24 protein-coding genes and 4 pseudogenes are annotated in these 25853 nt (G+C 70.2%); 11 read left to right on the forward strand and 17 right to left on the reverse strand.

Annotated elements, in window-relative coordinates; translation table 11 throughout:
* Positions 1-63: 63 nt before the first annotated feature.
* Positions 64-804, reverse strand: coding sequence for a glucose 1-dehydrogenase (locus OG202_RS08905; protein ID WP_326584247.1), 741 nt, complete (start codon positions 802-804; stop codon positions 64-66).
* A 249-nt stretch (positions 805-1053) separates the two neighbouring features.
* On the opposite strand from OG202_RS08905, the gene OG202_RS08910 reads away from it, so the two are divergent.
* The gene (locus OG202_RS08910) at positions 1054-2019 is read left to right on the forward strand and encodes an expansin EXLX1 family cellulose-binding protein (protein ID WP_328222573.1); all 966 of its coding nucleotides are present in this window, start codon (positions 1054-1056) and stop codon (positions 2017-2019) included.
* 181 nt (positions 2020-2200) lie between these two features.
* Complete coding sequence (locus tag OG202_RS08915; RefSeq protein ID WP_328222574.1) at positions 2201-3460, forward strand: serine hydrolase domain-containing protein; 1260 nt, start codon at positions 2201-2203, stop codon at positions 3458-3460.
* 53 nt (positions 3461-3513) lie between these two features.
* On the opposite strand, the pseudogene OG202_RS08920 reads toward OG202_RS08915, so the two are convergent.
* From OG202_RS08920 to OG202_RS08935, 4 genes and pseudogenes are all read right to left on the reverse strand, one after another.
* A pseudogene (locus OG202_RS08920) lies at positions 3514-3972 on the reverse strand (DUF4291 domain-containing protein); the annotation flags it as partial.
* Positions 3973-4050: 78 nt separating this feature from the next.
* Positions 4051-4845, reverse strand: a complete 795-nt coding sequence (locus OG202_RS08925) for a hypothetical protein (protein ID WP_327730680.1) — start codon at positions 4843-4845, stop codon at positions 4051-4053.
* Positions 4846-4912: 67 nt separating this feature from the next.
* Positions 4913-5679, reverse strand: a pseudogene (locus OG202_RS08930) (transposase).
* Positions 5680-5723: 44 nt separating this feature from the next.
* Positions 5724-6449, reverse strand: coding sequence for a hypothetical protein (locus OG202_RS08935; RefSeq protein ID WP_327730679.1), 726 nt, complete (start codon positions 6447-6449; stop codon positions 5724-5726).
* Positions 6450-6784: 335 nt separating this feature from the next.
* On the opposite strand from OG202_RS08935, the gene OG202_RS08940 reads away from it, so the two are divergent.
* From OG202_RS08940 to OG202_RS08950, 3 genes are all read left to right on the forward strand, one after another.
* Entirely contained in the window at positions 6785-7906 is a 1122-nt protein-coding gene (locus tag OG202_RS08940) for a hypothetical protein (protein WP_328222575.1), read from the forward strand.
* A gap of 135 nt (positions 7907-8041) precedes the next feature.
* Complete coding sequence (locus OG202_RS08945) at positions 8042-8734, forward strand: DUF3885 domain-containing protein (protein WP_328222576.1); 693 nt, start codon at positions 8042-8044, stop codon at positions 8732-8734.
* Positions 8735-8927: 193 nt separating this feature from the next.
* Positions 8928-9521, forward strand: a complete 594-nt coding sequence (locus OG202_RS08950) for a DUF4291 domain-containing protein (protein WP_327732310.1) — start codon at positions 8928-8930, stop codon at positions 9519-9521.
* A 65-nt stretch (positions 9522-9586) separates the two neighbouring features.
* Here the strand turns inward: OG202_RS08950 and OG202_RS08955 are convergent.
* Positions 9587-9775: pseudogene (locus tag OG202_RS08955) on the reverse strand (DUF4291 family protein); the annotation flags it as partial.
* Between the two features lie 183 nt (positions 9776-9958).
* Here OG202_RS08955 and OG202_RS08960 point away from each other — a divergent pair.
* Entirely contained in the window at positions 9959-10453 is a 495-nt protein-coding gene (locus OG202_RS08960) for a nuclear transport factor 2 family protein (RefSeq protein ID WP_327730675.1), read from the forward strand.
* Between the two features lie 238 nt (positions 10454-10691).
* Positions 10692-12266, forward strand: coding sequence for an apolipoprotein N-acyltransferase (gene lnt, locus OG202_RS08965; RefSeq protein ID WP_328222577.1), 1575 nt, complete (start codon positions 10692-10694; stop codon positions 12264-12266).
* Here the strand turns inward: lnt and OG202_RS08970 are convergent.
* On the reverse strand, positions 12212-13120 hold the full coding sequence (locus OG202_RS08970; protein ID WP_328222578.1) for a Gfo/Idh/MocA family protein: 909 nt from the start codon (positions 13118-13120) through the stop codon (positions 12212-12214). The genes lnt and OG202_RS08970 overlap by 55 nt on opposite strands.
* Positions 13121-13193: 73 nt before the next feature.
* On the opposite strand from OG202_RS08970, the gene OG202_RS08975 reads away from it, so the two are divergent.
* Complete coding sequence (locus OG202_RS08975) at positions 13194-13706, forward strand: DinB family protein (RefSeq protein ID WP_328222579.1); 513 nt, start codon at positions 13194-13196, stop codon at positions 13704-13706.
* 807 nt (positions 13707-14513) lie between these two features.
* Here the strand turns inward: OG202_RS08975 and OG202_RS08980 are convergent.
* From OG202_RS08980 to OG202_RS09015, 8 genes and pseudogenes are all read right to left on the reverse strand, one after another.
* Positions 14514-15596: pseudogene (locus OG202_RS08980) on the reverse strand (IS630 family transposase); the annotation flags it as partial.
* Between the two features lie 101 nt (positions 15597-15697).
* Positions 15698-16219, reverse strand: coding sequence for a hypothetical protein (locus OG202_RS08985; RefSeq protein WP_326584238.1), 522 nt, complete (start codon positions 16217-16219; stop codon positions 15698-15700).
* Between the two features lie 169 nt (positions 16220-16388).
* Positions 16389-17072 (reverse strand): uracil-DNA glycosylase, encoded by a 684-nt coding sequence (locus OG202_RS08990; protein WP_326584237.1) that lies wholly within the window; start codon positions 17070-17072, stop codon positions 16389-16391.
* Between the two features lie 132 nt (positions 17073-17204).
* A complete protein-coding gene (locus OG202_RS08995) occupies positions 17205-18785 on the reverse strand; it encodes an ABC transporter substrate-binding protein (RefSeq protein ID WP_326584236.1) in 1581 nt (526 codons plus the stop codon).
* 189 nt (positions 18786-18974) lie between these two features.
* Positions 18975-19742 carry an SDR family oxidoreductase gene (locus OG202_RS09000; protein ID WP_327730670.1) on the reverse strand — a complete coding sequence of 256 codons (768 nt, stop codon included), beginning with the start codon at positions 19740-19742 and terminating at the stop codon, positions 18975-18977.
* A 12-nt stretch (positions 19743-19754) separates the two neighbouring features.
* A complete protein-coding gene (gene fabG / locus OG202_RS09005; RefSeq protein WP_326584234.1) occupies positions 19755-20516 on the reverse strand; it encodes a 3-oxoacyl-ACP reductase FabG in 762 nt (253 codons plus the stop codon).
* Positions 20517-20765: 249 nt separating this feature from the next.
* On the reverse strand, positions 20766-21176 hold the full coding sequence (locus OG202_RS09010; RefSeq protein ID WP_326584233.1) for a DUF3037 domain-containing protein: 411 nt from the start codon (positions 21174-21176) through the stop codon (positions 20766-20768).
* The gene (locus OG202_RS09015) at positions 21173-21928 is read right to left on the reverse strand and encodes a HipA family kinase (protein ID WP_326584232.1); all 756 of its coding nucleotides are present in this window, start codon (positions 21926-21928) and stop codon (positions 21173-21175) included. The genes OG202_RS09010 and OG202_RS09015 overlap by 4 nt, the downstream gene beginning before the upstream one ends.
* Positions 21929-22128: 200 nt before the next feature.
* On the opposite strand from OG202_RS09015, the gene OG202_RS09020 reads away from it, so the two are divergent.
* On the forward strand, positions 22129-22635 hold the full coding sequence (locus OG202_RS09020) for a Rieske (2Fe-2S) protein (RefSeq protein ID WP_326584231.1): 507 nt from the start codon (positions 22129-22131) through the stop codon (positions 22633-22635).
* A 6-nt stretch (positions 22636-22641) separates the two neighbouring features.
* On the opposite strand, the gene OG202_RS09025 is transcribed toward OG202_RS09020, so the two are convergent.
* Positions 22642-23316, reverse strand: a complete 675-nt coding sequence (locus OG202_RS09025; protein WP_326584230.1) for a cysteine hydrolase — start codon at positions 23314-23316, stop codon at positions 22642-22644.
* A gap of 107 nt (positions 23317-23423) precedes the next feature.
* On the opposite strand from OG202_RS09025, the gene OG202_RS09030 reads away from it, so the two are divergent.
* Complete coding sequence (locus tag OG202_RS09030; RefSeq protein ID WP_327730667.1) at positions 23424-23891, forward strand: pyridoxamine 5'-phosphate oxidase family protein; 468 nt, start codon at positions 23424-23426, stop codon at positions 23889-23891.
* 38 nt (positions 23892-23929) lie between these two features.
* Here the strand turns inward: OG202_RS09030 and OG202_RS09035 are convergent, their stop codons facing one another.
* Positions 23930-24838 carry a LysR family transcriptional regulator gene (locus OG202_RS09035; RefSeq protein ID WP_328222581.1) on the reverse strand — a complete coding sequence of 303 codons (909 nt, stop codon included), beginning with the start codon at positions 24836-24838 and terminating at the stop codon, positions 23930-23932.
* 75 nt (positions 24839-24913) lie between these two features.
* Between OG202_RS09035 and OG202_RS09040 the strand changes: the two genes are divergently transcribed.
* Positions 24914-25843 carry a DMT family transporter gene (locus tag OG202_RS09040; RefSeq protein WP_326584227.1) on the forward strand — a complete coding sequence of 310 codons (930 nt, stop codon included), beginning with the start codon at positions 24914-24916 and terminating at the stop codon, positions 25841-25843.
* The last annotated feature ends 10 nt before the right edge of the window (positions 25844-25853 follow it).

A 25853-nucleotide genomic window follows, 5' to 3' on the forward strand; every position in this document is an offset into this window, starting at 1 on the left:
CTGCCCGAGCAACCAAACCGCACACGACCCGCCGCTCGCCACCAAACCGAGCCCCACGGCGCTTCACCGGCCGCCTGACACCCGCAGCACCGCTCCCGTCGTGTACGAGGCCTCCGGGGACATGAGCCAGGCGATGGCCGAGGCGATCTCGTCGGCGCGGCCGGGACGGCGGAGGGGGACGGAGGCCGCGATGCGGTCGGGGCGTTCCGGGTCGCCCATCCTCGCGTGGATCTCGGTGTCGATGACCCCGGGCGCGACCGCGTTGACACGGATCCCGTCGGGACCGAGCTCCTTCGCCAGCCCCGTCGTGAGCGCGTCGACCGCGGCCTTGGTCGCCGCGTAGTGGACGTACTCGCCGGGACTGCCCAGCGTGGCCGCCGCCGAGGACACGTTCACGATGGCCCCGCTCCCCCCGGCCGACATCACCCTGGCCGCTCGGCGCGAACACAGCAGCACACCGAGGAGGTTGACCTCCACCACCCGTCGCAGCACATCCGTGTCGGTGTCGGCCAGCCTCCCGAACGGGCCCGTCATCCCGGCGTTGTTGACCAGCCCCGTCACCGGCCCGAGCCGCTCCGCCGTCGTCTCGAACAGCCGGTCCACATCGGCCTCCACCGACGTGTCCGCCCTGACCGTGACACAGCGCGCCCCGTTCGCCCGCACTCCCGTGGCGATCCACTCGGCGGCCGCCCCGTCGTGCACGTACCCCACGACCACGTCGTGCCCGTCCGCCGCGAGCCGCAGGCAGGTCGCGGCACCGATCCCCCGGCTCCCACCCGTCACCACCGTGACCGGACGTGACATCCCGAACCTCCCTGAGACAACGGACGTACGACACACGACAAACGACGTACGTCGGGCGACGCCCGCCGACGACGTTCCGCGGCCGAGCGCGGCGACCGATCATCCTACGGTCGCAGCCCTGCCTCCCTGCCCCGTCGAGGCAACCATTCCCGCCCCGGCGGCAACCGATGAGTGGCAAGCTCCTTTCACGCGAGCCCCACACGCATCACGCTTTCTCCCGAACCGCTCATGGAATCGAAGGACTTGAACGTGGCAGCCCGTTCCCACCGCTCCTCCCGTACTCCCCAGCGGCGCACCGCCCTCATATCCGTCGCCGCCGTGGCCGCCGTCGGGCTCGCCGCGTCGCTCGCCATCGCCTTCGGCCCCGACCGCGAGACCGGCACCGAAGCCTCCGGGAAGGCCGGGGCCGCACCCGTGGCCACCCCCCGGGCGACCGGTCCGTCCTCCGAGGCACCGGAGCGGAAGCCCTCCGCCACGCCCTCGAAGTCCCCGTCCCCGTCGGCCTCGAAGACCACCCCGTCCGCGACCCCGTCGACCGAGCCCACCCGGCCGAAGCCGGCCGCCACCCGGCGGGCCGGGTCCGCCTCGGGACAGCTGGCGGGACGTATCCGTCCCGGGGTCGACTACGAAGGGGTCGCCACCTTCTACGACGCCGGGACGGGCGAGGGCGGCGCCTGCTCGTACGGCCCGAGCGACGACGTCATGACGGCGGCCATGAACACCACCGACTACGAGGTCTCCAAGGCCTGCGGGGCGTATGTGCGCGTCCGCGCGGCGGGCGGCGCCGCCGTCACCGTCCGGATCACCAACGAGTGCCCGTCGCCCTGCCGGCCCGGCCAACTCGACCTCAGCGCACAGGCCTTCGCCAAGCTCGCCGCCCCCTCACGCGGCCAGATACCGATCACCTGGAGCCTGCTGAGCCCCGGCACGTCCGACACGCTCTCGATCCGGTACAAGACCGGGTCCAGCCAGTACTGGTGCGGCATCCAGGTGATCGGTCACCGGAACCCGGTGGCACGGCTGGAGGTCCGCGACGGCGGCGGCTGGGCCCCGCTGCCCCGGACCGAGTACAACTACTTCCTCTCCGAGCAGGGCGGCGGGTGCGGCGGCGCGCTCCGGATCACCGACATCTACGGAGAGCGGCTGACCGTCGAGGGGATCGCGGTGCGGCCGGACGTCGTACAGCCGACCGGGGTGCAGTTCGCCGCGCGCTGACCGCGCCGCCGCCTCCGCCACCTCCCCCCGCCTCCGCCACCTCCCCCAGCCTGTGGCACCTCCGCCACCGACATCAGGTCGCGGAGCCGATCGGCCGGATAGAGCAAGCTCGGCGAGCGCGTGACCGTGGTCCCGGCCGATGCTGAGGGTGCCCCTGACCGCCGATCCTCCCGGGACCCCCATGCCACTCACGCCCGCTTCCCGCCCACGCTCCCGTACCCGTACCCGTACCCGTACCCGTACCCGTACCCGTACCCGTACGGGTCACCGTTCCCGCCTCCGCCTCTGCCTCGTCGCCCTGCTCGGCGCCTCCTGCCTCGGCGGCCTGCTCCTCGCCCCGACGGCGGGCGCCGCCGACGGCGGCTCCGACGGCCGGAGCGAGCGCGCCCTGCGACGACAGCTCGAAGAGCTGGTCGCCACGCCCGGAGGTCCGCCAGGTGTGATCGTCGTCCTGCAACGGGACCGTACGTCACGTGTCCTGCGCGCCGGTGTCGCCGACCTGGCGACCGGCCGTCCGATCGAGCCCACCGACCACATGCGGATCGCCAGTACGGCGAAGGCCTTCAGCGGCGCCGTGGCGCTGCGTCTGGTGCAGCAGGGTGCGCTCGACCTCGACAGCACCATCGGCCGCACCCTGCCGCGGCTGCCGCGCGCCTGGCGGTCGGTCACCCTCCGCCAGTTGCTGAACCACACCAGCGGACTGCCCGACTACACCGAGGACCCGGGGTTCCTGGAACTCCTCCTGGCGGACCCTCGCCGTACCTTCGACCCCCGCCGGCTGCTGGACTTCGTCGCGGACGAACCGCTGCGCTTCCGCCCGGGCTCGCAGTACCGGTACTCCAACTCCGACAACATCGCCGTCGCACTGATGGCGGAGGCGGCGACCCACAGGCCCTACGAGGAGCTCCTGAGCCGGATCGTCTACCGGCCCCTCGGCCTGCGCGACACCAGCCTGCCCCTGGGCTACGAGATGCCGGAGCCGTACATGCACGGCTACGCCGTCGAGCCGCCCGCGCCGCCGGAGGACGTCAGCGAAGCGCTCAGCGCGTCCGGTGTGTGGGCCTCGGGCGGGATCGTCTCCACGCCGCGTGACATGACGCGGTTCATCCGCGGCTACGCCGCCGGAGAGCTGACGTCGAGAGCGGTTCTGCGCGAGCAGCGCCGCTGGATCGAGGGGGCCTCCGAACCGGCCGGTCCCGGCCGTAACACGGCGGGACTCGCCATCTTCCGCTACGACACCCGCTGCGGGGTGGTGCTGGGGCACACCGGGAACTTCCCCGGCTACACCCAGCTGATCGCCGCGACGCCCGACGGCCGGAAGTCCCTCACCTTCTCGCTCACCACCCAGGTGAACAAGACGCTCGACCCCGACCTCGTGGAGAAGCTCCGCACGATCGAGGAGAACGCGGTCTGCGCACTGCTCGGCCGACAGCCCGGCTGAGCCCGCCCTGCTTCGGGCTCAGCGGCACAGAGGGGCCGGCACCCGCTTCGGGCTCAGCGGCACAGAGGGGCCAGCACCTCGTCCGCGACGGGGTACGGCCGCTCCTCGGGCAGCAGGGCGGTGGCCGCGTCCAGGTCACCCGCCCGTACGAGGCCGTGAACCTGCCTGGCGAGCGGCGTCACGTCCTCGATGCCGACGATCCACTCGTCCGCGTACCGTGCCGCCGCCTCACCCGACAGCCCCAGCTGCAACGAGCGGTACGGCAGCGTGGTGAGGCGCAGGTCGCGCTCGGGGTCCCACTGCACCCGGGCGGGCGACCGGCGCAGCTCCCGCTGCCAGGCGGCCCGGTTCTCGTGCACCTCCGGGACGTAGTGCGAGAGGCAGGAGTTGCGCAGGGCCCACTCGAAGCCGTCGCGGCCGATCTCGACGGCCAGCACCGTCTCCTGGCCCTCCTTCAGACCCCAGCCGCAGCGGTACATCATCCACAGGAAGGACGGCTTGATCCAGGTCAAGCAGTGTTCACAGCCCTTTACGCCAAGGGTGTTCGGGCTGGTTTTCCATGACCGTGCCTCTGCGGACGCTGGGCAACATCAGCCGCGTCGCTGCCACCAGCGCCGCTTGCGCTCGATCGTCTGGGGACGAGTTGCGGTCCCGTCAAAGGCCGGCGGGGTGTTCGAGGGGAGGGAGTTCAGAGCGGCGCGGATGCGATCGAAGGGGGCAATCCCGTGTTGACCGTCGACGGGCAGGGCCACGCCGACGCAGACCAGCTTGAAACTGTTCCCGCCGAGGCGAGCGCCAATGAATACCGGTGCGCCCACGCACCCTTGCGGCAGGTCGCCGACCCATTGGAGGGCGCCGTCGCTGGTGCGCACAACCTGGCCGACCACGACAGCCTGTTCCCGGTCGCCGTCTTCGGTGATGTGGCCCAGCACGTAGGCCGCGACCGGCGCCTCACCAAGGTCGGCGATGTCCTCTTCCGTGGCGGCGATGCCGTCGGTGATCTCGTCGGTCGTCCAACTCCATCCCTTGCGAGCGCCGTGCGCGTGCAATCCGGTGGTGGGCATGACCGCCACCCCCAGGTCGCCGAGATGGGTCCACCCCTCCGCGAAGTCGATCATCATCAGCTTCTCTGCGCTCATCGCGGGCGTGCACAAATCCGGACGCAGGGTGAACTCGGCCAACTCCACTCTCGCCGGCCCGCTGGCGGTCACCAGGTACTGCCGGATGACCTCCTCCTCGCCGGTCGTCTCCACGAGCTCGTTGAACCAGAAGGCCGTGGCGTGTTGTTCATCCCGGTTCGCTCGCTGGAAGGGAAGCGTCGAGCGTCCGGCGTGACTGACTATGGCGTCGATGGCCGCGTCATGAAAGTCGGGAAGGTCGGACACAGTTCGAGAGACTAAGGGCTGTCCCGCAAATGATCTTTGACGCGCGGGAGGACCCGTCGGTCGTGTGTCATCCAGTGAGGGTGAGGTTGTGCAGTCGGGCGATGCCGAGCATGGTGTGGTGGATGCCGTCACCTTTGAGGCGGCAGTCGCGGAGGATCTTCCAGGTCTTCATACGGGCGAAGGTGTGCTCGACGCGGGCGCGGACCTGCTTGTGGGACTTGTTGTGCGCCTGCTTCCAGTCGGGTAGTCCCTCGCCCTTGCGGCGGCGGTGCGGCATGACGAGTCCGGTGCCCGGATAGCCGCCATCGGCGATGGTCATGGCGGTGCCGACGGCGGCCTTCGCGCCGGATTCCTCCCACGCCTTGCAGTCGCTGCGGTCTCCCGGAAGAGGCCGACCGACCGCGACGACCAAGCGGGTGTCGGCGTCGATGACGACCTGGTGGTTGGTCGGGTAGCGGTGGTTCTTCGACTGTTCAGCGACGCTGTGGTCGCGAGTGGGCACCAGGGTTCCGTCCACGATCAGGACGGCATCCCTGCGGAACCGTTTGCGGGACTGGAGCGCGAGCGACGGGCCAAGATGATCGATGATACGGTCGGCTGCGGACTTCGACACCCCGAACAGCGGCGCCAACTGCCGCATTGTCAGGTTGGTCCGCCAGTACGCGGTGACAGCAGCACCCGGTCCTCCAGCGGCAGGCTCCAGGGCCGCCCCCTGCGCACAGGGCCCACGCCCCTTCTCCGCAATGCGGTGACCAGTCTGCCGAACTGACGTGGGTTCAGCCCGGTGAACGGGACTATCCAGGACGGCTCGGGCGCCGTGATCACTCCTGTCATACGGAGAGCATCTCGCGCGACGGCCTCCACCCCCGCGGACTTGCCTATGCGGACTGCAACTCGCGAACTCGAGCACGGAAGATACGCCAGCGCCGCTCGTTGTCATGCACCAGCATCGCCGACTCCGCCATAAGGTCCGCCGCCCGATCCAGCAGTTCGGAAGCCGAATGCAGGTAGGCGGGGGCCCGTCGTTCACCTGCCAGGTCGGCCCGTAGTGCCGCCGGCGCGAAGTCGACCTTGGCCAGCAAGTCAAGGGCGCGCCGCAGCAGCCGCGCGATCAGGGACTGCAGGGCAGCCGACTGCCAGTCATTGGAGATGATCCGGTGCCGTTCCCCGAGCAGGTCGGCCAGCGCGGGGTAGGCGGCCAAGCTCCCCGCGATCTCCCAGGCCTGCTCCATCGCCTGAGTCAGCCAGGCACCCGTCTGTTCGGCGTCATCCGCGACCTGTCGGACCTCACGCTTCAACCGTTGCAATTCGGCCGGCTCGCCCTCACCCTCCATGAACAGGACTCCCGATTCCGCGACGAGTCCGGGGGCATTCAGGTCCTCCGCACCAGTGAACCCGACCTCCGACGCCTGCTCGCCCACGCTGACCTCGCTCCACCGGTCGGCCAGCGCCTTCAGCACCCGAGAGCGCGCCTGTAGCTCACTGGCCTGCCGCAACGGCGCCTGAGAGTAGTACTCCTCATGCTCTCGATGGAACCGCGCGAGATTGCCGATCAACTGCAGGAGCGACTCAGGAGGGCTGACCTGCGCTTCGTTCTCAGCCATGCCGACAGTCTGCACCGCTCGCACGCGCACAGATGCCGAGGCACACGCCCGCCGCAGCGGATTCCAGCCATCTGTCACACAGAGATCATTTGCGGGGGTCCTTAGCACAGGGTGCGCTTCTACCGAGCAGCAGGCGGGTCAGGCCCTCTACCGCCCTCGGGTCTCAACCTTCGGTGTCGGCAACGCGCAGGGGTCTGTCAACGTGGCTCGGTGATTCATGTCAAACCCTGCTGACATACCTCTTGCCAGGCTGCGGGCAGCCCGTGGAACGGAGTCACCATCCAGCCGTCCTGGAAGATGTGCGCATGGTTGAGCACAGTTCCCCGATACCTCTCATGTCACTCCTGAACGACATGCAGGCGCTTGCGCTCTCCGGTGACGCAACGACCAGCGACAGCTACACCTTCGGCAGCAACACCGCCGTCATCGGTAGCGCCGGAACGGTGATCATCGTGGAAGCAGGAGATGCACTCAACAGGAGCAGCGTGTGGAACGCCGAGGAGGTCCGATTGCTCGGCCCGGCTCCGACGCCAGTCAGAGAACGACTTGTGGATCGGCCAGGGGAATGGGGCACGAGCGACGCGAGGTTGCCTGTCCATCTGATGGCCCGTCTACCGCAAGGCCTCGTGTATCTCGGCACCGGCACCGTGGCTCAAGCCGGAACGGAACTGCGTCCGGGCCATGCCGAGCACATCCTCACCGACTGCGTTCTTCGGCTCGACACCGCACTGAGCAGGCCCGACCTGGACCGGGTCCGTCCCGTGCTTCCTCCGCCGGATCTCCCGGGCCTGGAGTGGCTGAGCAACGTGAACCGCGACAGAAGGACCGCGCTCGAACAGTTCTTGACCGGCTGGTACCCGGCGATGTCCGAGGCCCTCGAAACACCATCGGTACAGGCTCCCGCGCTCGACCTGCCGGAAGGACTGAGGTACTTCTACCACCTGTCACAGCGTCACCCGGATGCCCTCGGAGTGCAGAACCGGATCCTTCCCGCGGCCAAGCTCGGGACCGACCATGACGGGCTGATCGTCTTCGGCGAAGAGAACCAGGGAGGGTTCGTCTGGGCGATGGCGCGGACGCCAGATGGGCCCGCAGCCGATCCGACCGTCTGGTTCCGGGGGTACGACGAGCCTCCCGTCGCCGAACAGGAGCCGCTCAGCGGCTTCCTCCTCCAGTTCGCTCTCTTCGAAGCCGCAATGGGAGCCGACTACCTGGCACTCCCCCACGAACCAACCGCGCAACAGGTCCAACGGCTGACCGAGGGACTGCACCCCGTGCCCCTGCGTCCCTTCTGTCCGTGGTACCCAACCCGGTTCTATGTGGCTTCAGGGCTCATTTTGCACGTCTCGGGCCCAGCAGGTGACGACAGCTTCAGCGTCTGGGCCGGCGCTACCCACCGCAGCGCCCTCGCCCCATTGGCCGATGCGGCGATCGAGTGGAACCAGTTCGACGGGTGACCTCACTTCGCCCCGTCGTTGCCCGGCCGCACAACACGGACGCGGGTCTGTGAACGCGGCTTGATGACGCATGTCGAGCCTCGTTCACAGACCCCACCCGCCGTGATCGAAGGGGGAACGTCTGCCCTCTTCTGCATGGCGGGCGGCTACCACCAGCATTGTCTCGACCGGAACATCAACCGCCGCGACAGGACCGCGCCTCCTGTCCTATTGATGTGGCCTTGGCCACGGGGGAGTTTCGTCATCGACCCTGATCTCCTGGCGGCTCTGTGGAGAGAACGGCATCCGTCGGGCCCTCCCGTCGCTCACACGTTTCGCACCAGGTACGCGGATCGCTGGGTTCGCTTCCACAGCCTCCCCGGCTCGAAGCGCTACCCGGAGTCCGGGGACGAGTACGCGATCGTGCTGGACCGGTACAACACGATCCTCGACGAGTTGTTCGCGGACACTGATGTGTTCGTGGTGACGATGGACTGGTCGGACACACCGACCGGGCCCCCGGGCTACTCGACGCCACGGCCGACACTGCACCCGGACAGCATCCGCTGGTGGACCGAGTCGGACCAGGATGACCCCGACCCGGAGTTCCACACCCACACGCGTCTGTACGCCGACCGACGACGGTGGAGTCACGGCTGCATCGACGGGCTGTTGCGAGCAGTCGCGGACGAAGCGCTCGTCGAAGTCTTCATCGCCGACACGGAACTGCGCCATATCCACCATCCCTACGACGGCGGCGCAGACGTCATCCTTGCCACGCCCGCAGAGCGTGACCGTGTGCGCGACCGACACACAGACTGGCTTTCGATCCACCCAGCCGGCCTCTGAGAACCGCAGTGACTCCGTCTCCGGCCGACGCTCAGCGGTCTGGGAACGCTGCTCGACGTTGTCAAGTGGTGTTCACAGCTCCGAGACGGTTCCACCCCTTGAAATCGACACTGCCGACGCCGATCGTCTGGGCACTGCCACCCAGGACAAAAATCAATGGCCACCTGAGCTGACCGAGTCCACGCTGTGCGCCATGGAAGAACCGCTCCGCAGAATCCGTGCGCTCCACACGGCGTCCACGATCACCGTCTACCAGGCGTACTCTCCTGGGATCGGACTGCCTGCCGTCCGAGACGGCCGCTTTCCGGCCGCGTGGAAGCCGGACCGCATGACGTGGATCAAGCCCAGTTTCATGTGGATGATGTACCGCTCCGGCTGGGGCATGAAGGAGGGTCAGGAGACCGTCCTCGCCGTCGAGATCACTCGCGACGGCTTCGAATGGGCGCTGCGCCATGCCTGCCTGTCGAGTTTCGTCCGCGGATTGCACGCCGATCGCGGCACCTGGCAGCGTGATCTCAAGCATGCACCGGCCCGCGTCCAGTGGGATCCCGAACGCGATCTGCACCTGCGTCCCCTGCCGCACCGCTCGCTGCAATTGGGGCTCTCGGGTCAGGCATCCGCGCGTTACGCGGACGAGTGGATCGTGTCCATCAGCGACGTCACCCCGCTCGCCATCGAGATCCACGCACTCGTCAGGGACGGCGAACTGGACTCAGCTGCCCGACTGCTCCCTCAGGAACAGGAATACCCCGCCAGTGCAGAACTCCTGGCTCACCTGTGTCCCTGACCGGCAATCCGGGCACAACCGTCGGCACCACCCACCGGTCACATGGCGGCAGAGGTCTGCGAACGCGGCTTGATGACCCAGGTCATCCGGTCCCGCTTCCACGCGGCCGGAAAACGACCGTGCCGCGCGGCCGGGCCGCCGATCTCCGGGCGGTACGCCTGGTAGACGGTCACCGTGTCGGCGGTGTGGCGGGCGCGGACACGGAACCTGGGCTCGGTCGCTGAGGGACGTTCACTCTCACTCACGGGGACCAGGTTCGATCACGGCCGTGCTTCCGAGCCACCGAATATCGGCGGCCACACGCCGTGACCGGCAGCCCGGTCCCTCGCCCGTCCCCTCTCCGATCCTTCTCCGATTCCTTCTCTGATCCCTGACATATCCCCCATCTGCCCGCACGCCCCTTGGCGTGGCGCGTGTCCTGCCCCAACACTGACCCGATGACGCAGCGCGTGGAGCTCGCGACCGTGATGGACCGACTCGCCGTCGACGGCCTGATCACCGAGTACGCGGTGGCGGTGGACGACGGCGACTGGACGGCGTACCAGGACCTGTTCGCACCGGAGGGCCGCGCGGACTACCGCTCGGCAGGGGGGATCGAGGGCGACGCCGCACAGGTCGCCGGGTGGCTGGCGCGGAGCATGGAGCTCTTTCCCATGCGGCAGCACCTCATCGTCAACCGACGGGTGCGCTTCGGATACCTGGAGCAGGACACCGGTGACACCGCCCAGGTCCAGGCGGACTACATCAACCCGATGCGCTTCGCCGGACACGACGGCGGATCCACCGCCCCCGACTTCGTCTGCGGCGGGCGCTACGCCTTCTCCCTGATCCGCACCCCCGACGGCTGGCGCCTCCGCGAGGTCGTGGTCCAGGAGAAATGGCGCCGCGCCCCCGAGGGCCTCACCCCCGCCCAGCACCCCTCCCCGGCCTGAGCACCACCCTGATCAGCCGTTCGGCCGAACGGGACGAAACACCTGGAAACACCCTTTTCTGGCGATCTCTCCGGCCCGTCCTCGGCATCCGGATCCGGCCCGCGTTCCCCGGCCGCCACCGTCCCCCCGTTCCCGGCCCCGCCCCGCTGACCACCCACGCCCCACCCACGCCCCCTGTCGGAGATCGTCCCCGGCGCGCACACTGGAGAGACGCACCGCCGGGGAGGGAGGCGCTGAGATGAGGACGCCGGACTGGGTCGCCTCCCCATGGCGGCGCCGGGGCGCCGTCGTCGTGGCCGGGGCCCTGCCCGTGCTCGCGTTCCCGGCGCCGGGCCTGTGGTGGTTCACGTACGGGGCGCTGGTGCCGTGGATGCTGCTGGTCCGCACGGCCCCGACCGGCCGCCGGGCGATGTACGACGGCTGGCTCGGCGGATGCGCGTTCATGCTGGCCATGCACCACTGGCTGCTGCCGAACCTCCATGTGTTCACCTTCGTCATCGCCGGCCTGCTGGGTGCGCTGTGGGCGCCGTGGGCCTGGCTGGTGCGCCGGTTCCTGGCCGGTACGCCCTCGCCGGGGCGGGTCGCCGCCGCGCTGCTCGTCGTGCCGTCGGGCTGGCTGGCGATCGAGCTCGTCCGCTCCTGGCAGGGCCTCGGCGGGCCGTGGGGCCTGCTGGGGTCCAGCCAGTGGCAGGTGGAACCGGCGCTGCGGCTGGCCTCGGTCGGCGGGGTCTGGCTGCTCAGCTTCCTGGTGGTGGCCGTCAACGTCGCGGTCACCGTGCTGGTCTCGGTACGCCGGTCCCGGGCGCCGGCGCTCGCCGGTCTCGTCGCGACGGCCACCGCGACCTCGGCGGTGTGGCTCTGGTCGCCGCGACCCGACGTCCGGGGCGAGGTGCGGATCGCCGTCGTACAGCCCGGTGTGACCGACGGCCCCGACAGCCGGTTCGCCCGCGAGGAGACGCTCACCCGGCGGCTCGCCGGTCAGGACCTGGACCTGATCGTGTGGGGCGAGAGCAGCGTGGGCCACGACCTGGCCGACCGGCCCGACCTCGCCGACCGGATCGCCGCCCTGGCCCGTGAGACGGACACGAACATCCTGGTGAACGTCGACGCCCGCCGCTCCGACCGTCCGGGCATCTACAAGAGCTCGGTGCTCGTCGGCCCCGACGGCCCCACCGGCGACCGCTACGACAAGATGCGCCTCGTCCCCTTCGGCGAGTACATCCCGATGCGCTCGCTCCTCGGCTGGGCGACCTCCGTCGGCGAGGCGGCCGGCGAGGACCGCAGGCAGGGCACCACCCAGGTCGTGTTCGACTCCGGGAAGGGGCTGCGCATCGGCCCCATGGTCTGCTTCGAGTCCGCGTTCCCGGACATGAGCCGCCGTCTCGTCCGGGACGGCGCCGAGTTGCTGCTCGCGCAGTCGGCGACCTCGACGTTCCAGCAGAGCTGGGCCCCGGAACAGCACGCCTCGCTGGCAGCGCTGCGGGCCGCCGAGACCGGCCGCCCGATGGCGCACGCGACACTCACCGGCGTCTCGGCGGTGTACGGCCCGGACGGCGAGCGCGTCGGCTCCTGGCTCGGCACGGACGAGAGCACGACGGCCGTGTACGAGGTACCGCTGGCCGGCGGTACGACGCCGTACGTCCGCTTCGGCGACTGGCCGGTGCACACGGCGCTGCTGGTGCTGGTGGTGTGGGGCACCTTCGAGGGCGTTCGGACCGTGCGGCTCAGGCGGCGGAAGGGTTCGCCGCCGCCCTCGGCTCAGGCGGCGAACCCGTCCTCCACCGCGCGCACCACCCGCTCGCACAGTTCATGAGTCGCCAGCGCGTCCCTCGCGCTGAGCACCTTGCCCGCGCGCACCGCGTCGAGGAAGGCGAGGACGGCCTGTTCGACGCCGCGCTGCCGGGCCACCGGCACCCAGTCACCGCGCCGCCGCACGGACGGCTGCCCCTTGTGGTCGACGACCTCGGCGAGGTTCACCACCTGCCGCTTGGTGTCCTGCCCGGACACCTCGAGGATCTCCTCCGCCGAGCCACTGAGCCGGTTCATGACGCCGAGCGCGGTGAACCCGGCCCCGGAGAGCTGCAGCACGACGTGGTGCAGCAGCCCGCCCTCGGTCCGGGCGCGGACGGTCACGTCCTCCACCTCCCCCGGCACCAGGAACCGCAGGGTGTCGACGACGTGGATGAAGTCGTCCAGGATCATCGTGCGCGGCAGCTCGGGCAGGCCGATGCGGTTCTTCTGCATGAGGATCAGCTCGCGCGGGTGGTCGGCGCACTGCGCGTACCCCGGTGCGTACCGTCGGTTGAAGCCCACGGCGAGCCCGGTGTTCCGCTCCTCCGCGAGCCGTACGAGCCGTTCGGAGTCGGCGAGTTCGTACGCGAGCGGCTTGTCGACGTACGTCGGTATGCCCGCCTCCAGCAGCCGCTCCACGATCTCGGGGTGGGCGCCGGTGGGCGCGTGCACGAAGGCCGCGTCGAGGTTCTGGGCGAGCAGCGCGTCGAGGTCGGTGTGCCGCTGTCCGGGCGGGAGGTGGAGGCCGTCGGCCACGCGGGTGAGGGTGTCGGGGGTCCGCGTCTGCAGATGGAGTTCGAGCCCCGGCCTGGTGCCGAGCACCGGCAGATACGCCTTCTGCGCGATGTCGCCGAGCCCGATGCAGCCGACCTTCACAGGGGTCTCCCGTCCGCGGTGTGCCGTCGAAATGCCTCGTCGGCAGCATACGGGGGCTGCGAGGATGGCCGGCATGACTATCCAGCGCACCGAACCCTCCGTCACCGCCGGTGAACGGACCATGCTCGAAGGCTGGCTCGACTACCACCGCGAGACGCTCGCGATCAAGTGCGAGGGCCTCGACGACGCCCGGCTGAGGACCGCCTCGGTGCCGCCTTCGGAGCTGTCCCTGCTGGGGCTGGTACGGCACATGGCCGAGGTCGAGCGCATCTGGTTCCGCAAGGTGCTGGTGGACGACGACCAGGGGCCCATCTACTTCAGTGAGGAGGACCCGGACGGGGAGTTCCACCTCACCGAGGCGGACACCTGGGAGGAGGCGCGCGGCACCTGGCAGGAGGAGATCGCGATCGCCCGGCGCAACGTGGAGGGCTTCGCCCTGGACGACGTCGGCAAGGCCGTGCACCGGCGAGCGGGCGAGGCGCCGAGCCTGCGGTGGATCTACACCCACATGATCGAGGAGTACGCGCGGCACAACGGGCACGCGGACCTGATCCGGGAGCGGATCGACGGGACCGTCGGGTACTGAGCGGATCGACAGGACCGTCGGGTACAGAGCGAATCCGGGCGCCAGGCGTACGGCGCGCGCGCCGCGCGACCTCCGGGCGGGGGAGCGCGGCGTCGTCGGCGGGCCCGGGCGTCACCCGTGTGGGGGCATCCTTCGCCTCCCCCTCCCCAAAGCGGCGCGGACACAGCAGAGTTGCGCGCGTGCATCGACCGACCACCACCGCAACGCTCCTGATCACCGTGGCAGTCTCGGCCCTCACCGGCTGCGTGACCGCGCAACACCCGCCGCCCGCGCCCCAGACGTCGCCCGTCCCGGCCCGGCCGCCCGAGCCACGCCCGGACGGCACCACCGCGACACAGATCGTGCAGGCCCCGGCGCGGGAGGCGCTGGCGCTGGTCGGCCCGCCCCGGGAACCCACACCGAGCGCGTCCACGGCGCCGAGGCCCACCGCGTCGACTCCCGCAGCCGCCACCCCCACCACACCCCCACCGCGCCGGGAGGAGCGGCAGGGTCCCCCCGACCGGCCCGGCCCACCGCCCGAGTCCCGGCCCCACATCGAGATCCCGCCCCTCCCCGAGACCATCCCGACGCGCCCACCGAAGTACTCCGACATCTGCGCACTCGGCCACACCTACGGCGGCTGGGGCAAGGACACCCCACAGGCGGCCATCTGCAAGAACGTGTACGGCCGTTGACACACGGGCGCCACTCGCACCACACGCGCGCCTCGGAGCGGACAGGCACCCCGGCGCGGGCGCGCAACGCCGGACGGGCACCCGCCCCGGCGCGAGCCCGCGACCTGGCGCGGCTGCCGCTGTCCCGGTGCTGGTGATCTGGTCCGGAGATCCTGTCGCAGTAGCGGCAGATCCGGTCGATGATCTGGTCGGCTGTCTTGGTCCACTTGAACGGCCTGGCGTCCTCGTTCCAGGTCTTGATCCAGTCTTCGAGCGCGGTCTTGAGTTCGTCGAGGGAGCAGAACACGCCGCGTTCGAGGCAGCGCCGCTGTAGTTCGGCGAACCACCGCTCGACCTGGTTGATCCAGGACGAGTACGTGGGCGTGAAGTGCAGCTCGAACCGGGGGTGCGCGAGCAGCCATTTGTGCACCACCGGTGCCTTGTGGGCGGAGAGGTTGTCGCAGATCACGTGGACCGCCAGGCCAGGATCGGTCTGGCGGTCGATCTCGTCGAGGAAGTCGCGGAAGTCCACGGCCCGGTGCTGCGCGGACAGTTTGCCGATCACCTTGCCGGTGGCGGTGTTCAGGGCGGCGAACAGGTCCACGGTGCCGTGCCGGACGTAGTCGAAGCTGCGGCGCTCCGGGGTGCCCGGGATCATCGGCACTACCGGAGCTGTCCGTTCCAGGGCCTGGATCTGCGGTTTCTCGTCGACCGCGAATACGGCCGCGTTCGCCGGCGGGGCGAGATACAGTCCGACCACGTCACGGATCTTGTCGATCAGCAGCGGCTCCGGAGAGATCTTGAAGGTCTCCGTGCGCCAGGGCTGCAGCCCGAAGGCCCGCCAGATCCGCAGCACACTCGTCGGTGAGATCCCCACCCGCCGGGCCAACTCCCGCTTCGACCAGTGGGGGGCGCCTTCGGGCACCTCTTCCAGCGTGCGCACCACCACCTCTTCCACCTGGGCGTCGGTGATGGTGCGGGGCACGCCGGGACGCGGCTCGTCGGACAGGCCATCGAGACGGCGTTGCAGAAATCTGGTCCGCCACCGGCTCACGGTCCCGCGATCGGTGTCCAGCCGCGCGGCCACCGCGGTGTTGTTCAGCCCGTCCGCGCAGGCCAGCACGATCCGTGCCCGCTTGGCCAGGCCCTGCGCGGTTGTCCGCCGTTTGGCCCACCCCCGCAACACCAGCCGCTCGTCCTCGGATAACACCAGCGGTTGCAGCCTGCTGTCCCCCATTCCACCAGCAGACCGCAACCGCCAGCCGCTGTCACCGCCCAAGCCGAAATCTGAAACGAACCACGACTCACGTGGCGAGACGTGAACTCAAGACCAGATCACTAGGGCCGCTGCCGCGGTGGCCCCGGCGTTTCCCCTCCGGCGGGGCCCGCCTCGTCGAGCCGGGCCTCCAGGCGGGTCAGGGCGGCGCGGACGCCGTCGCCGTGAGCGGCGTTCTCCAGCGTGGCCAGCGCGCCCCTGGCCAGCCGTAGATGGCTGCGGGCCGCGTCGTGGCGGCCCAGCTTGGCGTAGTCGGCGGCGAGGTTGAGGTGGAGCGAGGGGTAGAAGGCGCGCACCGCGAGCTCGTCGTGGTGCTCCGCCGCCCGGCCGTCGGACAGTTCGTCGGCCGCCGACAACGCCCGGAGGTCCCAGGCCAGTTCGGCATCCAGGTCGTCCTGGGTGTCGGCCATGTAGTGCGCCAGCGTGCAGCGGTGGAGCGGGGCGCCGTCGTCGCCGATCTCCGCCCACAGCTTCAGAAGACGGTCCCGGGCCTCCTCGCGGTCACCCCCGTGGTGCAGCATGACCGCCTGCCCGATCCGGGTCATCGTGGCGTCCGGCGCCACCTGCTCCTGTCGCTCCACCACCGCGTCCTCCGCACTCGTCGCCCCCTGTGCCGCCTGTCCCTCCCGACGCTAACGGCAGGCACCGGCAATCCCCGTCAGGCCGCTCCGTACGACCGCGGGGGCGCCCCGGCGGCCGTACGGCGGGCAGCCGGACGGGCGGACAAGCGGGTGAAGGGGGACGAGCCGCCGGTCAGCCGAGGTCGGGGATCGTCCAGTCGATCGCCTCGTGGCCCTGCTGGGCGACGGCCGCGTTGATCTGCGTGAACGGCTGGGACCCGAAGAACTTCTTGGCCGACAGCGGCGAGGGGTGCGCGCCCTTCACCACCACATGGCGCTCCTCGTCGATCAGCGGGAGCTTCTTCTGGGCGTAGTTGCCCCACAGCACGAAGACCGCCGGGTCGGGCCGGTCCGCCACCGCGCGGATCACGGCGTCGGTGAACTTCTCCCAGCCCCTGCCCTTGTGCGAGTTGGCCTCACCGGAGCGGACCGTGAGGACCGCGTTGAGCAGCAGCACGCCCTGCTGGGCCCACGGCATCAGATAGCCGTTGTCCGGGATCGGGGTGCCCAGCTCGGCCTGCATCTCCTTGTAGATGTTCCGCAGGGAGGGCGGAGTCTTCACCCCCGGCCGCACGGAGAAGCACAGGCCGTGGCCCTGGCCCTCGCCGTGGTACGGGTCCTGGCCGAGGACCAGCACCTTCACGCTGTCGTAGGGCGTGGCGTCGAGCGCGGCGAAGACCTGCTCACGGGGAGGGTAGACGGGACCCTTGGCACGCTCCTCCTCGACGAACTCGGTGAGTTCCTTGAAGTAGGGCTGCTGCAGCTCGTCCCCCAGGACCCCGCGCCAGGACTCGGGCAGCATGGCGATGTCGGTCACGTCAACTTCCTCCGGTGTGCGCTCACTTCACGGCCACGGAACACGAGGCCATGGGCGGCCGCGCGAGGCGCGACCGCCGTCAGAGCACAGAACCTACAGGCGCCCACTGACAATCGGGCCGCCCCCTGGGAACTACCAGCTGGTCTTCCAGGACAGCTGCCAGAGGATCATCATCGTCGCGGGGTCGATGACGTTCTCCAGGCCGGCGATCTCCTCGTTGGCGGCCGTGTACGCCTTGCCCTGCCACAGGGGGATCAGGCGGGCGTCGTCCACGAGGATCTGCTGGGCCTCCTCGAACTCCTCGGAGACGGCCCCGCGGTCGCTCTCGGCACGCGACTCCGGCAGCAGCTTGTCCGTGATCTCGGGGGCCTTGTACGGGGTGCCGAGCGCGTTCTGCTCGCCCACGAACGGGGCGATGAAGTTGTCGGCGTCGTTGAAGTCGGGGTTCCAGCCACGTCCGAAGACGGGGTACTCGCCCTTCTGGTAACCCTGTGAGTAGGTCTTCCAGGGACGGCTCTTCAGCGTGACCGAGAACAGACCGGACGCCTCCAGCTGCCGCTTCAGCTCCTCGAAGGCCGGCTTGGTCTGGGAGCCGTACCGGTCCGTGGTGTACCAGAGCTCGAGAGGAACCGTTTCGGTGATGCCCGCCTCGGTGAGGATGGACTTCGCCTTGGTCGCGCTGGGGTTGCCGTAGTCGTCGAAGAAACCGGTCGTGTGGCCCACCAGCCCCCTGGGGATCATGGAGTACAGCGGCTCGACCGTGTCCTTGTAGATGTTGTGGGCGAGCGCCGGCCGGTCGAGGACCTGGGCGACGGCCTTGCGGACCGCGGGGTTCTTGGCCCAGGGGTCCTTGGGGTTGAACACCAGGTAGCTGATCTCGGTGGTGGCGTTCTCCACGATCTGGAGGCCCTCTTCATCGTGGTTGGCCTGGATGTCCACGATGTCCGCGGCACCGAGCCCCCGGTAGATGACCGAGATGTCCTTGTTCTTGAGGGCCTTGACCATCTTGTCCGACTGCTGGAAGTACTCGATGGTGACGGCGGAGTTCTTGCGCTCCGCGAGGCCCTTGTAGTTCTCGTTGCTGACCAGCTCGGCCGTCTTGCCCTCGTCGTAGGAGGCGAGGTCGTAGGGCCCCGAGCCGGTGATCTTCCCGTCCTCGCGGAGCTTGTCCGCGGGATAGTCCGCCGGGTCCACGATCGACATGGCGGGCGTGGTGAGCACGAGGGGGAAGGTCGCGTCGGGCTGGCTGAGGTGGAAGACGACCTCGCGGTCGCCCTTCACCTGCACCCGGGAGAGGGTCGTCAGCAGGCCCGCGGGGCCACCGTTGACGTTGATCTTCTTGATGCGGTCGAACGAGTACTTGACGGCCTGCGCGTCGAGCGTGTTCCCGTTGGAGAACTTCAGGCCCTCACGCAGCGTGCAGCTGTACACCGTGCTGGAGCTGTCCGTGAAATCGCAGCTCTCGGCGGCGTCCGGCTCGGGCTCGGACCCGCCGGGCGAGTAGCCGAGCAGGGGCTGGAAGACGTTGCGCATCAGCTCCCAGGAGCTGTCCCAGGCCGCGGCCGGGTCCAGGGTGCTCGGCGTACTGGTGGTCCCCACGATGATGGGGTCCGCGTCTTCGGAGGCATCCGAGGAGAACACACCACACCCGGTCACCATGGATATGGACGCGATCACCGCGAGTGGCGGCAAGTATCGGTTCCGGTTGAACACGCGCATGCTCCTCGAAAATGCCGTACCAAGAGTGGGCGAACGATACCGCAGGCCCCGCGAGCGGCTCCCGCACGGCTGGCAAAGCCCTTGATCAGTCCGCGTGTGACGGCGTTGTCGAGCCCCGGTGAGGGGTGCGGACGGGCGCCGGAGATGTTCGGTGAATCATGCACCGGCACCCGCCGTACTCTGTCAGCCCACCCCGGCGTTGAGGAAGATGCCGCCGTCGACCACGAGGGTCTGGCCGGTGATCCAGTCGGACTGCTCGGAGGTGAGGAACGCCGCGGCGCCGCCGATGTCGGAGGGCACGCCGAGCCGGCCGAGCGGGTAGGACGCCGCGGCCTCGGCCTCCCGGCCCTCGTACAGGGCCTGGGCGAACTTGGTCTTCACCACAGCGGGCGCGATCGCGTTGGCCCGCACCTTGGGCGCGTACTCGTGCGCCAGCTGCAGGGTCAGGTTGATCATGGCGGCCTTGCTGATGCCGTACGCGCCGATGAACGGCGACGCGGAGACGCCGGCGACGGAGGCGATGTTGACGATCGCACCCCCGTTGTCCTTCTGCCAGGCGTGCCACGTCCGCTGGGCGAAGCCGAGGGCCGAGACGACGTTGGTCTCGAACACCTTGCGGGCCACGTTCAGGTCGAGGTCGGCGATCGGGCCGAACACCGGGTTCGTACCGGCGTTGTTGACCAGGAAGTCGACGCGACCGAAGGCCTCCATCGTGCGCTCGACGGCGAGCGCCTGGTGGGCCTCGTCGTGGGCCTTGCCCGCGACGCCGATGACGCGGTCGGCGCCGAGCCGGTCGACGGCCTCCTTGAGCGCGTCCTCGTTGCGGCCCGTGACGCAGACCCGGTCGCCGCGCGCGACGAGGGCCTCGGCGATGCCGTAGCCGATGCCGCGGCTGGCGCCGGTGATGAGGGCGACCTTGCCCGAAAGCTCGGGGAGTTCCACCGAAGTCATGTTCCCGATCCCCTAGTTGAGCGGTCCGCCGGCGACGTACAGCACCTGGCCGGAGACGAATCCGGCGTCCTCGCCCGTGAAGTAGGCGATGGCGCCGGCGATGTCCTCCGGCCGGCCCACGCGCTGCACGGGGATCTGGGTGGCGGCCGCGGCCTGGAACTCCTCGAAGCCCATGCCCACACGCGCGGCGGTGGCGGCGGTCATGTCGGTGACGATGAAGCCGGGCGCGACGGCGTTGGCGGTGACGCCGAACTTGCCGAGCTCGATGGCGAGGGTCTTGGTGAAGCCCTGCAGACCGGCCTTGGCGGCGGAGTAGTTGGCCTGACCCCGGTTGCCGAGCGCGGACGACGAGGACAGGTTGACGATCCGGCCGAACTTGGCCTCCACCATGTACTTCTGGACGGCCTTGGCCATCAGGAAGGCCCCGCGCAGGTGCACGTTCATGACCGTGTCCCAGTCGGACGCGCTCATCTTGAACAGCAGGTTGTCGCGGAGCACGCCCGCGTTGTTCACCAGGATGGTCGGGGCGCCCAGCTCCTCGGCGATCCGGGTGACGGCGGCCTCGACCTGGGCCTCGTCGGAGACGTCGCAGCCGACCGCGAGCGCCCTGCCGCCGGCGGCGGTGATCTTCTCCACGGTGTCCTTGCACGCGGCCTCGTCGAGGTCGATCACCGCGACGGCCCGCCCCTCGGCGGCAAGACGTACGGCGGTCGCGGCGCCGATGCCGCGCGCGCCACCGGTGACCACGGCGACACGCTGCTCAGTGGTGGACATTGCTGGTTCTCCTCGCCCTTGGGATGCGGCTCCTGCGGCGCCCCCCATTGTGGTGAGCGACCGCTTAGTACCTTCAGCACACGTGACGCTAGAAGTCCTGGCACCCGGTGTCAACGCTCCACCAGGTGTGATCCCTTACGTCCGTCTTCCGGCGACCGGCCGGCGGTCCCGCCGACGGCCGCTCACCCGGCCGTCACACGCCCGTCCGTCAGCAACCATCCGTCACACCCGTCCGCCGGGCACCGTCCGTCACTTCACCAGCAGAGCGAGCAGCCGCTCGGCCTCGGCCGCCGGATCCGCGGTGAGCCCAGTGTGCACGGGTCCCGCCTGGACGACCGTGGAACGGGGCGCGACAAGCCACCGGAACCGCCGTCCGGCGTCGTCGCGGGCGGCCTGCCCGGCCGCGTCTCCCCCGGCGCACACGCCCTCCACGGCGCGCAGCGCGGCGCGTACGCCCGCCACGTCCGCCCCGGGGTCCAGGACGAGCAGCTTGGCCTCGTCGAGGTGGGTACGGGCCGCGACGAGGGCCCGGGAGCGGCTGTACACGAGGACGCCCGCGTTGAAGCACTCGCCGCGCTCGATCCGGGGCACGACCCGCAGCAGCGCGTATTCGTAGACGTCCTGCCCGGTCGCCCCGGTCGCCAGGAAGCGGTCGCTCACTTGATCCCCTCGATGCGTTCGTGAATGCCGGCGGCCCGTGCGAGCAGCGGCTCCGCGTACGCCCGCCGCAACGCGTCCGGCGTGTCGAAACCGGGCTCGTCCGCCAGCCAGACGTCCGGGATCTCGGCGGTCACCTCGGCGAGCAGTTCCTCGGTGACCTGGGGCGCGAGCGCGGCGGCGGCCGCCGCGACGTCGGGGCCGAACCGCGCGAGGGCGTGGTCGGCGGCGTCGTACGGCTTGGCGGCGGAGGTGCGGGCGCCGGGCCAGTGGTGGTGCCAGATCATGGTGGCGCCGTGGTCGATGAGCCACAGTGCGCCGTGCCACATGAGCAGGTTCGGATTGCGCCAGGAGCGGTCGACGTTGTTGATCAGCGCGTCGAACCAGACGATCCGTCCGGCCTCCTCGGGGCTCACCTCGAAGGCGAGCGGGTCGAAGCCGATCGCGCGGGTCAGGAAGTCCATGCCGAGGTTGGTGCCGCCGCTGGACTTGAGCAACTCCTGCACCTGCTCGTCGGGTTCGCCGAGCCCGAGGACGGGGTCGAGGTCCACGGTGACGAGGCCGGGCACCCGCAGTCCGAGCCGCCGGGCCAGCTCACCGCAGACCACCTCCGCGACGAGTGTCTTGCGGCCCTGACCGGCGCCGGTGAACTTCAGGACATACGTTCCGCGGTCGTCGGCCTCGACGAGACCGGGCAACGAGCCGCCTTCTCGCAACGGCGCGATGTACCGGGTCGCGCTGACTTCCTTGAGCATCGCCCCAGGTTACCGGCGTGCCGGAGGCCCCCGGGGGCGACCCGTCCGGCGGCGGCGCCGACCGACAGCTTCCAGACAGCTGCTTTTGACGCCGTCGTGATCTCGGACAGGCCAAGATGTGCACCCTGTCTGAACGTTCAAGCACGGGCCCGCCGTATCCATGGGCGAAAGTGCGAAGCCATCTGGAAGGAACCGTCAGCATGACCAGCGAAACGAACAAACCCGCCTCGATTCCGGGCCGTCGCACCGTCATGGCTGCGGCAGGCGTGGCGGGACTCGCCGTCACGCTGACCGCGTGCGGGTCGGAGGACGACTCCTCGACCTCGGTCTCGTCCGGTTCCGGGGCCGGCGACGGCGCGAGCGGCGACTCGACCGCCGAGGCGAGCAGCGGCAGCGCGAGCGGCGGCGACAGCGCGGGCGGCACGGAGATCGCCAAGACCACGGACATCCCCGAGGGCGGCGGCAAGATCTTCGCGAGCGAGGGCGTGGTCATCACCCAGCCCGAGGCGGGCACCTACAAGGCGTTCTCCTCCGCGTGCACCCACCGGGGGTGTGCGGTGAAGTCGATCGCCGACGGCGTGATCAACTGCCCCTGTCACAACAGCAACTTCTCGATCACCGACGGCAGCGTGAAGAGCGGCCCGGCCACCAAGCCGCTGCCGGCCAAGGAGGTCAGCGTCTCGGGCGAGTCCATCATGCTGGCCTGACGCCTGTCAGGTACCGGCGGGCCGCCGCTCGGGCCTTTCGAAGCGGGCCAGCACCTCGTCCGTGGTCGCGACCGTGGCGACCAGTGCGAGGGTGTGGCGGATCATCGCGGGGGTGTAGTCGGCAGGCACCCCCGCGATGGCGTCCCCGGGCACGACGACCGTGTAGCCGAGGTTCACCGCGTCGAACACCGCGTTGGGTACGGCCACGTTGGCCGAGACACCGGTGACGATCAGCGTGCGGCACCCCAGGTTCCGCAGCAGCGCGTCCACCTCGGTGCCCGCCAGCGGGGACAGCCCGTGCAGCCGCCGTACGACCAGGTCCTCCTCGGCGACCTCGATGGGTGGCGCGATCCGTACGGCCGCGGTACCCGTCAACTGCCGTACGGGCAACCGCTCGGCCGCGCGGAACAGACGGGCGTTGCGGTTGGCGCCGCGCCCGTCGGGCCGCCGCTCGGCGACCGCGTGCATGACCTGCACCCCTCTCTCGTGGGCCGCGGCGACCAGCCGGGCCACGTTGGCGAGCGCCCCCGACGACCGGGCCTCCCGGGCGAGTTCGGGCAGCGCGCCGTCGGGTCCGACGACACCCCGCTGGCACTCGACGGTGAGCAGGACGGTGGTGGCGGGATCGAGAACCCCGCCCAGCTCCCGCTGCCGCTTCGACTCACTCGCGTACGACGGCATGACGTTCCCCTTGTCGCCGGCGATCGGGCGGGCGAGCGTAACGCCCCTTGCGCATGGACGGAAGACGACCCATGCTCTTCTGACGCCACGTCAGCGGAGGGGATCCCATGACCGTCACGCAGCGCCGGGGCCGGAAGATCATGATGGAGCCCGCCGAGCTGGACGAGTTCCTGAAGGTCCGGCGGACCTGCCGGGTCGCGACGGTCTCGTCGGACGGGTCCCCGCACGTCAGCCCGCTCTGGTTCGTCTGGGACGGCACCTCGCTCTGGCTCTACTCGATCACCCGCAGCAAGCGCTGGTCCGCGCTGCGCCGCGATCCGCGCGTCGCCGTCGTGGTCGACGCGGGTGAGGAGTACGGCGAGCTGAGGGGCGTCGAGCTGTCCGGCACCGTCGAGTTCGTCGGGGAGGCACCGCGCACGGGCGAGCCGGTCCCCGAACTCGTCGAGGTGGAGGGGCTGTTCGCCCGCAAGAACTTCGGCATCGACGAGATGCCCCACGACGGCAGGCACGCCTGGCTACGGCTGACACCGCACACGATCGCGTCCTGGGACTTCCGCAAACTGGGGTCGCTGTAGCCCGGCCCGTTGGCGGGGGCCGGGACAGCCGTGAGAGCTCAACCCGCCCCGCACACGGCCCCCGCCGCCCTCAGCGCCTCCACGGCCGCCCTGATCGACGGCCGCCGGTCGGCGTCCGCGCGCCACACCGCGTAGACGCTGCGGTGGACCCGGGGGCGCACCGGCACGGTCCGCATGCCGGCCGGCATGGGGTCGCGGCCGAGCCGGGGCGCGATGCAGACACCCAACCCGGCGGCGACCAGGGCGAGTTGGGTGTGGTGCTCGCCGGCGCGGTGGGCGATGTGGGGCTCGATGCCGTGGGCGCGGAGCGTGTAGAGCAGCCACTCGTGGCAGAACTCACCCTCGGGCCAGGCCACCCATGGCTCCTCCGCCAGTTCCCGCAGATCGATCTCGTCCCGGCCGACGAGCGGGTGGTCCTCGGGCAGCGCCACCTCCACCGGGTCGTCGAGGATCGCGGCCCTGGCGAGCCCCTCGGGCACGGGCAGCGGCTTGTTGTACCAGTCGAGGACGACGGCCAGGTCGACGTCGCCCCGGATCACCGCGTTGATCGCGAGTTCGGGTTCCAGCTCCCGTGACCGCACGCGCAGCGCCGGATGACCGTCCCGCAGTGCGCGGAAGACGGCGGGAAACAGCCCCCGGACGGCCGTCGGGAACGCCGCCAGCCGCAACTCGCCGACCACCTGCCCCCGCTGCGCCTCCAGTTCCGACTGCGCCAGCTCGACCTGCGACAGGATGCGCGCGGCGTGCTCGGCGAGCAGCCGCCCGGCGTCGGTGAGGCGCACTCCCCGCCCGTTCTTGGCGAGGAGCCGCTGCCCCACCTCCCGCTCCAGCTTGGCCATCTGCTGCGAGACGGCCGAGGTCGTCACATGCAGCCCGTCGGCCGCTCCGTTGACCGAGCCGTGCCGGGCGAGGGCGTCGAGGGTGCGCAGGCGCTCCAGGTTCAACACGTAAGCAATGCTACGAGATTCCTCCCATGGATTCTCGCTTGTGCTACGAGATCGTCCGGCATCATCGTTGTGGGCATGACCACCGCCACGCCCACCCGAGCCCCCGACCGCGTCCCCGACCGCCCGCGCGCCGCCGTCGACTGGCGGCTGCGCTTCGCCTTCCTCTCCCTCGTCTGGGGCTTCAGCTTCCTCCTGATCAAGGTGGGCACGCAGGCGTACGCGCCCTTCCAGGTCACCTTCGGGCGGCTGCTGTTCGGCACGCTGGTCCTGGCGGCGGCGATGGTGGTGAAGCGTGAGCGACTGCCGCGTGGCGCCCGCACCTGGGGGCACCTGACGGTGGCGGCCCTCCTCCTCAACGCGCTGCCGTTCTCCCTGTTCGCCTACGCGGAGCTGACCGTCCCCTCCACGCTGGCGGGCATCTGCAACGCGACCTCACCCCTGTGGGGCATGGCCCTCTCCCTGGTCGCGCTCTCGGAGGACCGCCCGACGCGGGTGCGGGTCGCCGGTCTCGGTCTCGGCTTCCTCGGCGTGCTCACCGTGCTCGGCGCCTGGCAGGGCTTCAGCGGCCTGGACGCCTCGGGCACCGCGATGGCCCTGCTGGCCTCCCTCAGCTATCCGATCGGCTGGATCTACGTCCGCCGCACCCTGGCCGGCACCTCCTCGTCACACCTCTCCCTCACCGGCGCCCAACTCCTGCTGGCCACCGCCCAACTGGCCTTCGTCACGCCGCTGTTCACGTCCCTGCCGAGCAGCTTCCCGGTCCTGCCCCTGCTGGCGATCGTCGCGCTCGGCGCCCTCGGCACGGGGGTCGCCATGCTCGTCCAGTACGGCCTCGTGTCCGAGGTCGGCCCGACGACGGCCCAGATGGTCACCTACTTCATCCCGGTCATCGCCACGGCCGCCGGCGTCACGCTCCTCGGCGAGTCCCTGACGTGGTCGACCCCGGTCGGCGCGGCGATCGTCCTGGCGGGCGCGGCACTGACCCAGGCGAGGCCGCGCGACTGAGCCGCCGCGG

Origin of the sequence: Streptomyces sp. NBC_00310, assembly GCF_036208085.1 — a bacterium.
Taxonomy (GTDB): domain Bacteria; phylum Actinomycetota; class Actinomycetes; order Streptomycetales; family Streptomycetaceae; genus Streptomyces.

Excerpts from the sequence above, each read along its gene's own strand:
- OG202_RS08975 (WP_328222579.1), top strand. The coding sequence starts at position 13,194 with ATGACTATCCAGCGCACCGAACCCTCCGTCACCGCCGGTGAACGGACC.
- OG202_RS09000 (WP_327730670.1), bottom strand. The coding sequence starts at position 19,742 with ATGACTTCGGTGGAACTCCCCGAGCTTTCGGGCAAGGTCGCCCTCATC.
- OG202_RS09025 (WP_326584230.1), bottom strand. The coding sequence starts at position 23,316 with ATGCCGTCGTACGCGAGTGAGTCGAAGCGGCAGCGGGAGCTGGGCGGG.
- OG202_RS08940 (WP_328222575.1), top strand. The coding sequence starts at position 6,785 with ATGTCACTCCTGAACGACATGCAGGCGCTTGCGCTCTCCGGTGACGCA.
- OG202_RS08950 (WP_327732310.1), top strand. The coding sequence starts at position 8,928 with ATGGAAGAACCGCTCCGCAGAATCCGTGCGCTCCACACGGCGTCCACG.
- fabG (WP_326584234.1), bottom strand. The coding sequence starts at position 20,516 with ATGTCCACCACTGAGCAGCGTGTCGCCGTGGTCACCGGTGGCGCGCGC.
- OG202_RS08915 (WP_328222574.1), top strand. The coding sequence starts at position 2,201 with ATGCCACTCACGCCCGCTTCCCGCCCACGCTCCCGTACCCGTACCCGT.
- OG202_RS08945 (WP_328222576.1), top strand. The coding sequence starts at position 8,042 with ATGGCGGGCGGCTACCACCAGCATTGTCTCGACCGGAACATCAACCGC.
- OG202_RS08905 (WP_326584247.1), bottom strand. The coding sequence starts at position 804 with ATGTCACGTCCGGTCACGGTGGTGACGGGTGGGAGCCGGGGGATCGGT.
- OG202_RS09040 (WP_326584227.1), top strand. The coding sequence starts at position 24,914 with ATGACCACCGCCACGCCCACCCGAGCCCCCGACCGCGTCCCCGACCGC.
- OG202_RS08960 (WP_327730675.1), top strand. The coding sequence starts at position 9,959 with ATGACGCAGCGCGTGGAGCTCGCGACCGTGATGGACCGACTCGCCGTC.
- OG202_RS09015 (WP_326584232.1), bottom strand. The coding sequence starts at position 21,928 with ATGCTCAAGGAAGTCAGCGCGACCCGGTACATCGCGCCGTTGCGAGAA.
- lnt (WP_328222577.1), top strand. The coding sequence starts at position 10,692 with ATGAGGACGCCGGACTGGGTCGCCTCCCCATGGCGGCGCCGGGGCGCC.
- OG202_RS08935 (WP_327730679.1), bottom strand. The coding sequence starts at position 6,449 with ATGGCTGAGAACGAAGCGCAGGTCAGCCCTCCTGAGTCGCTCCTGCAG.
- OG202_RS09020 (WP_326584231.1), top strand. The coding sequence starts at position 22,129 with ATGACCAGCGAAACGAACAAACCCGCCTCGATTCCGGGCCGTCGCACC.
- OG202_RS09030 (WP_327730667.1), top strand. The coding sequence starts at position 23,424 with ATGACCGTCACGCAGCGCCGGGGCCGGAAGATCATGATGGAGCCCGCC.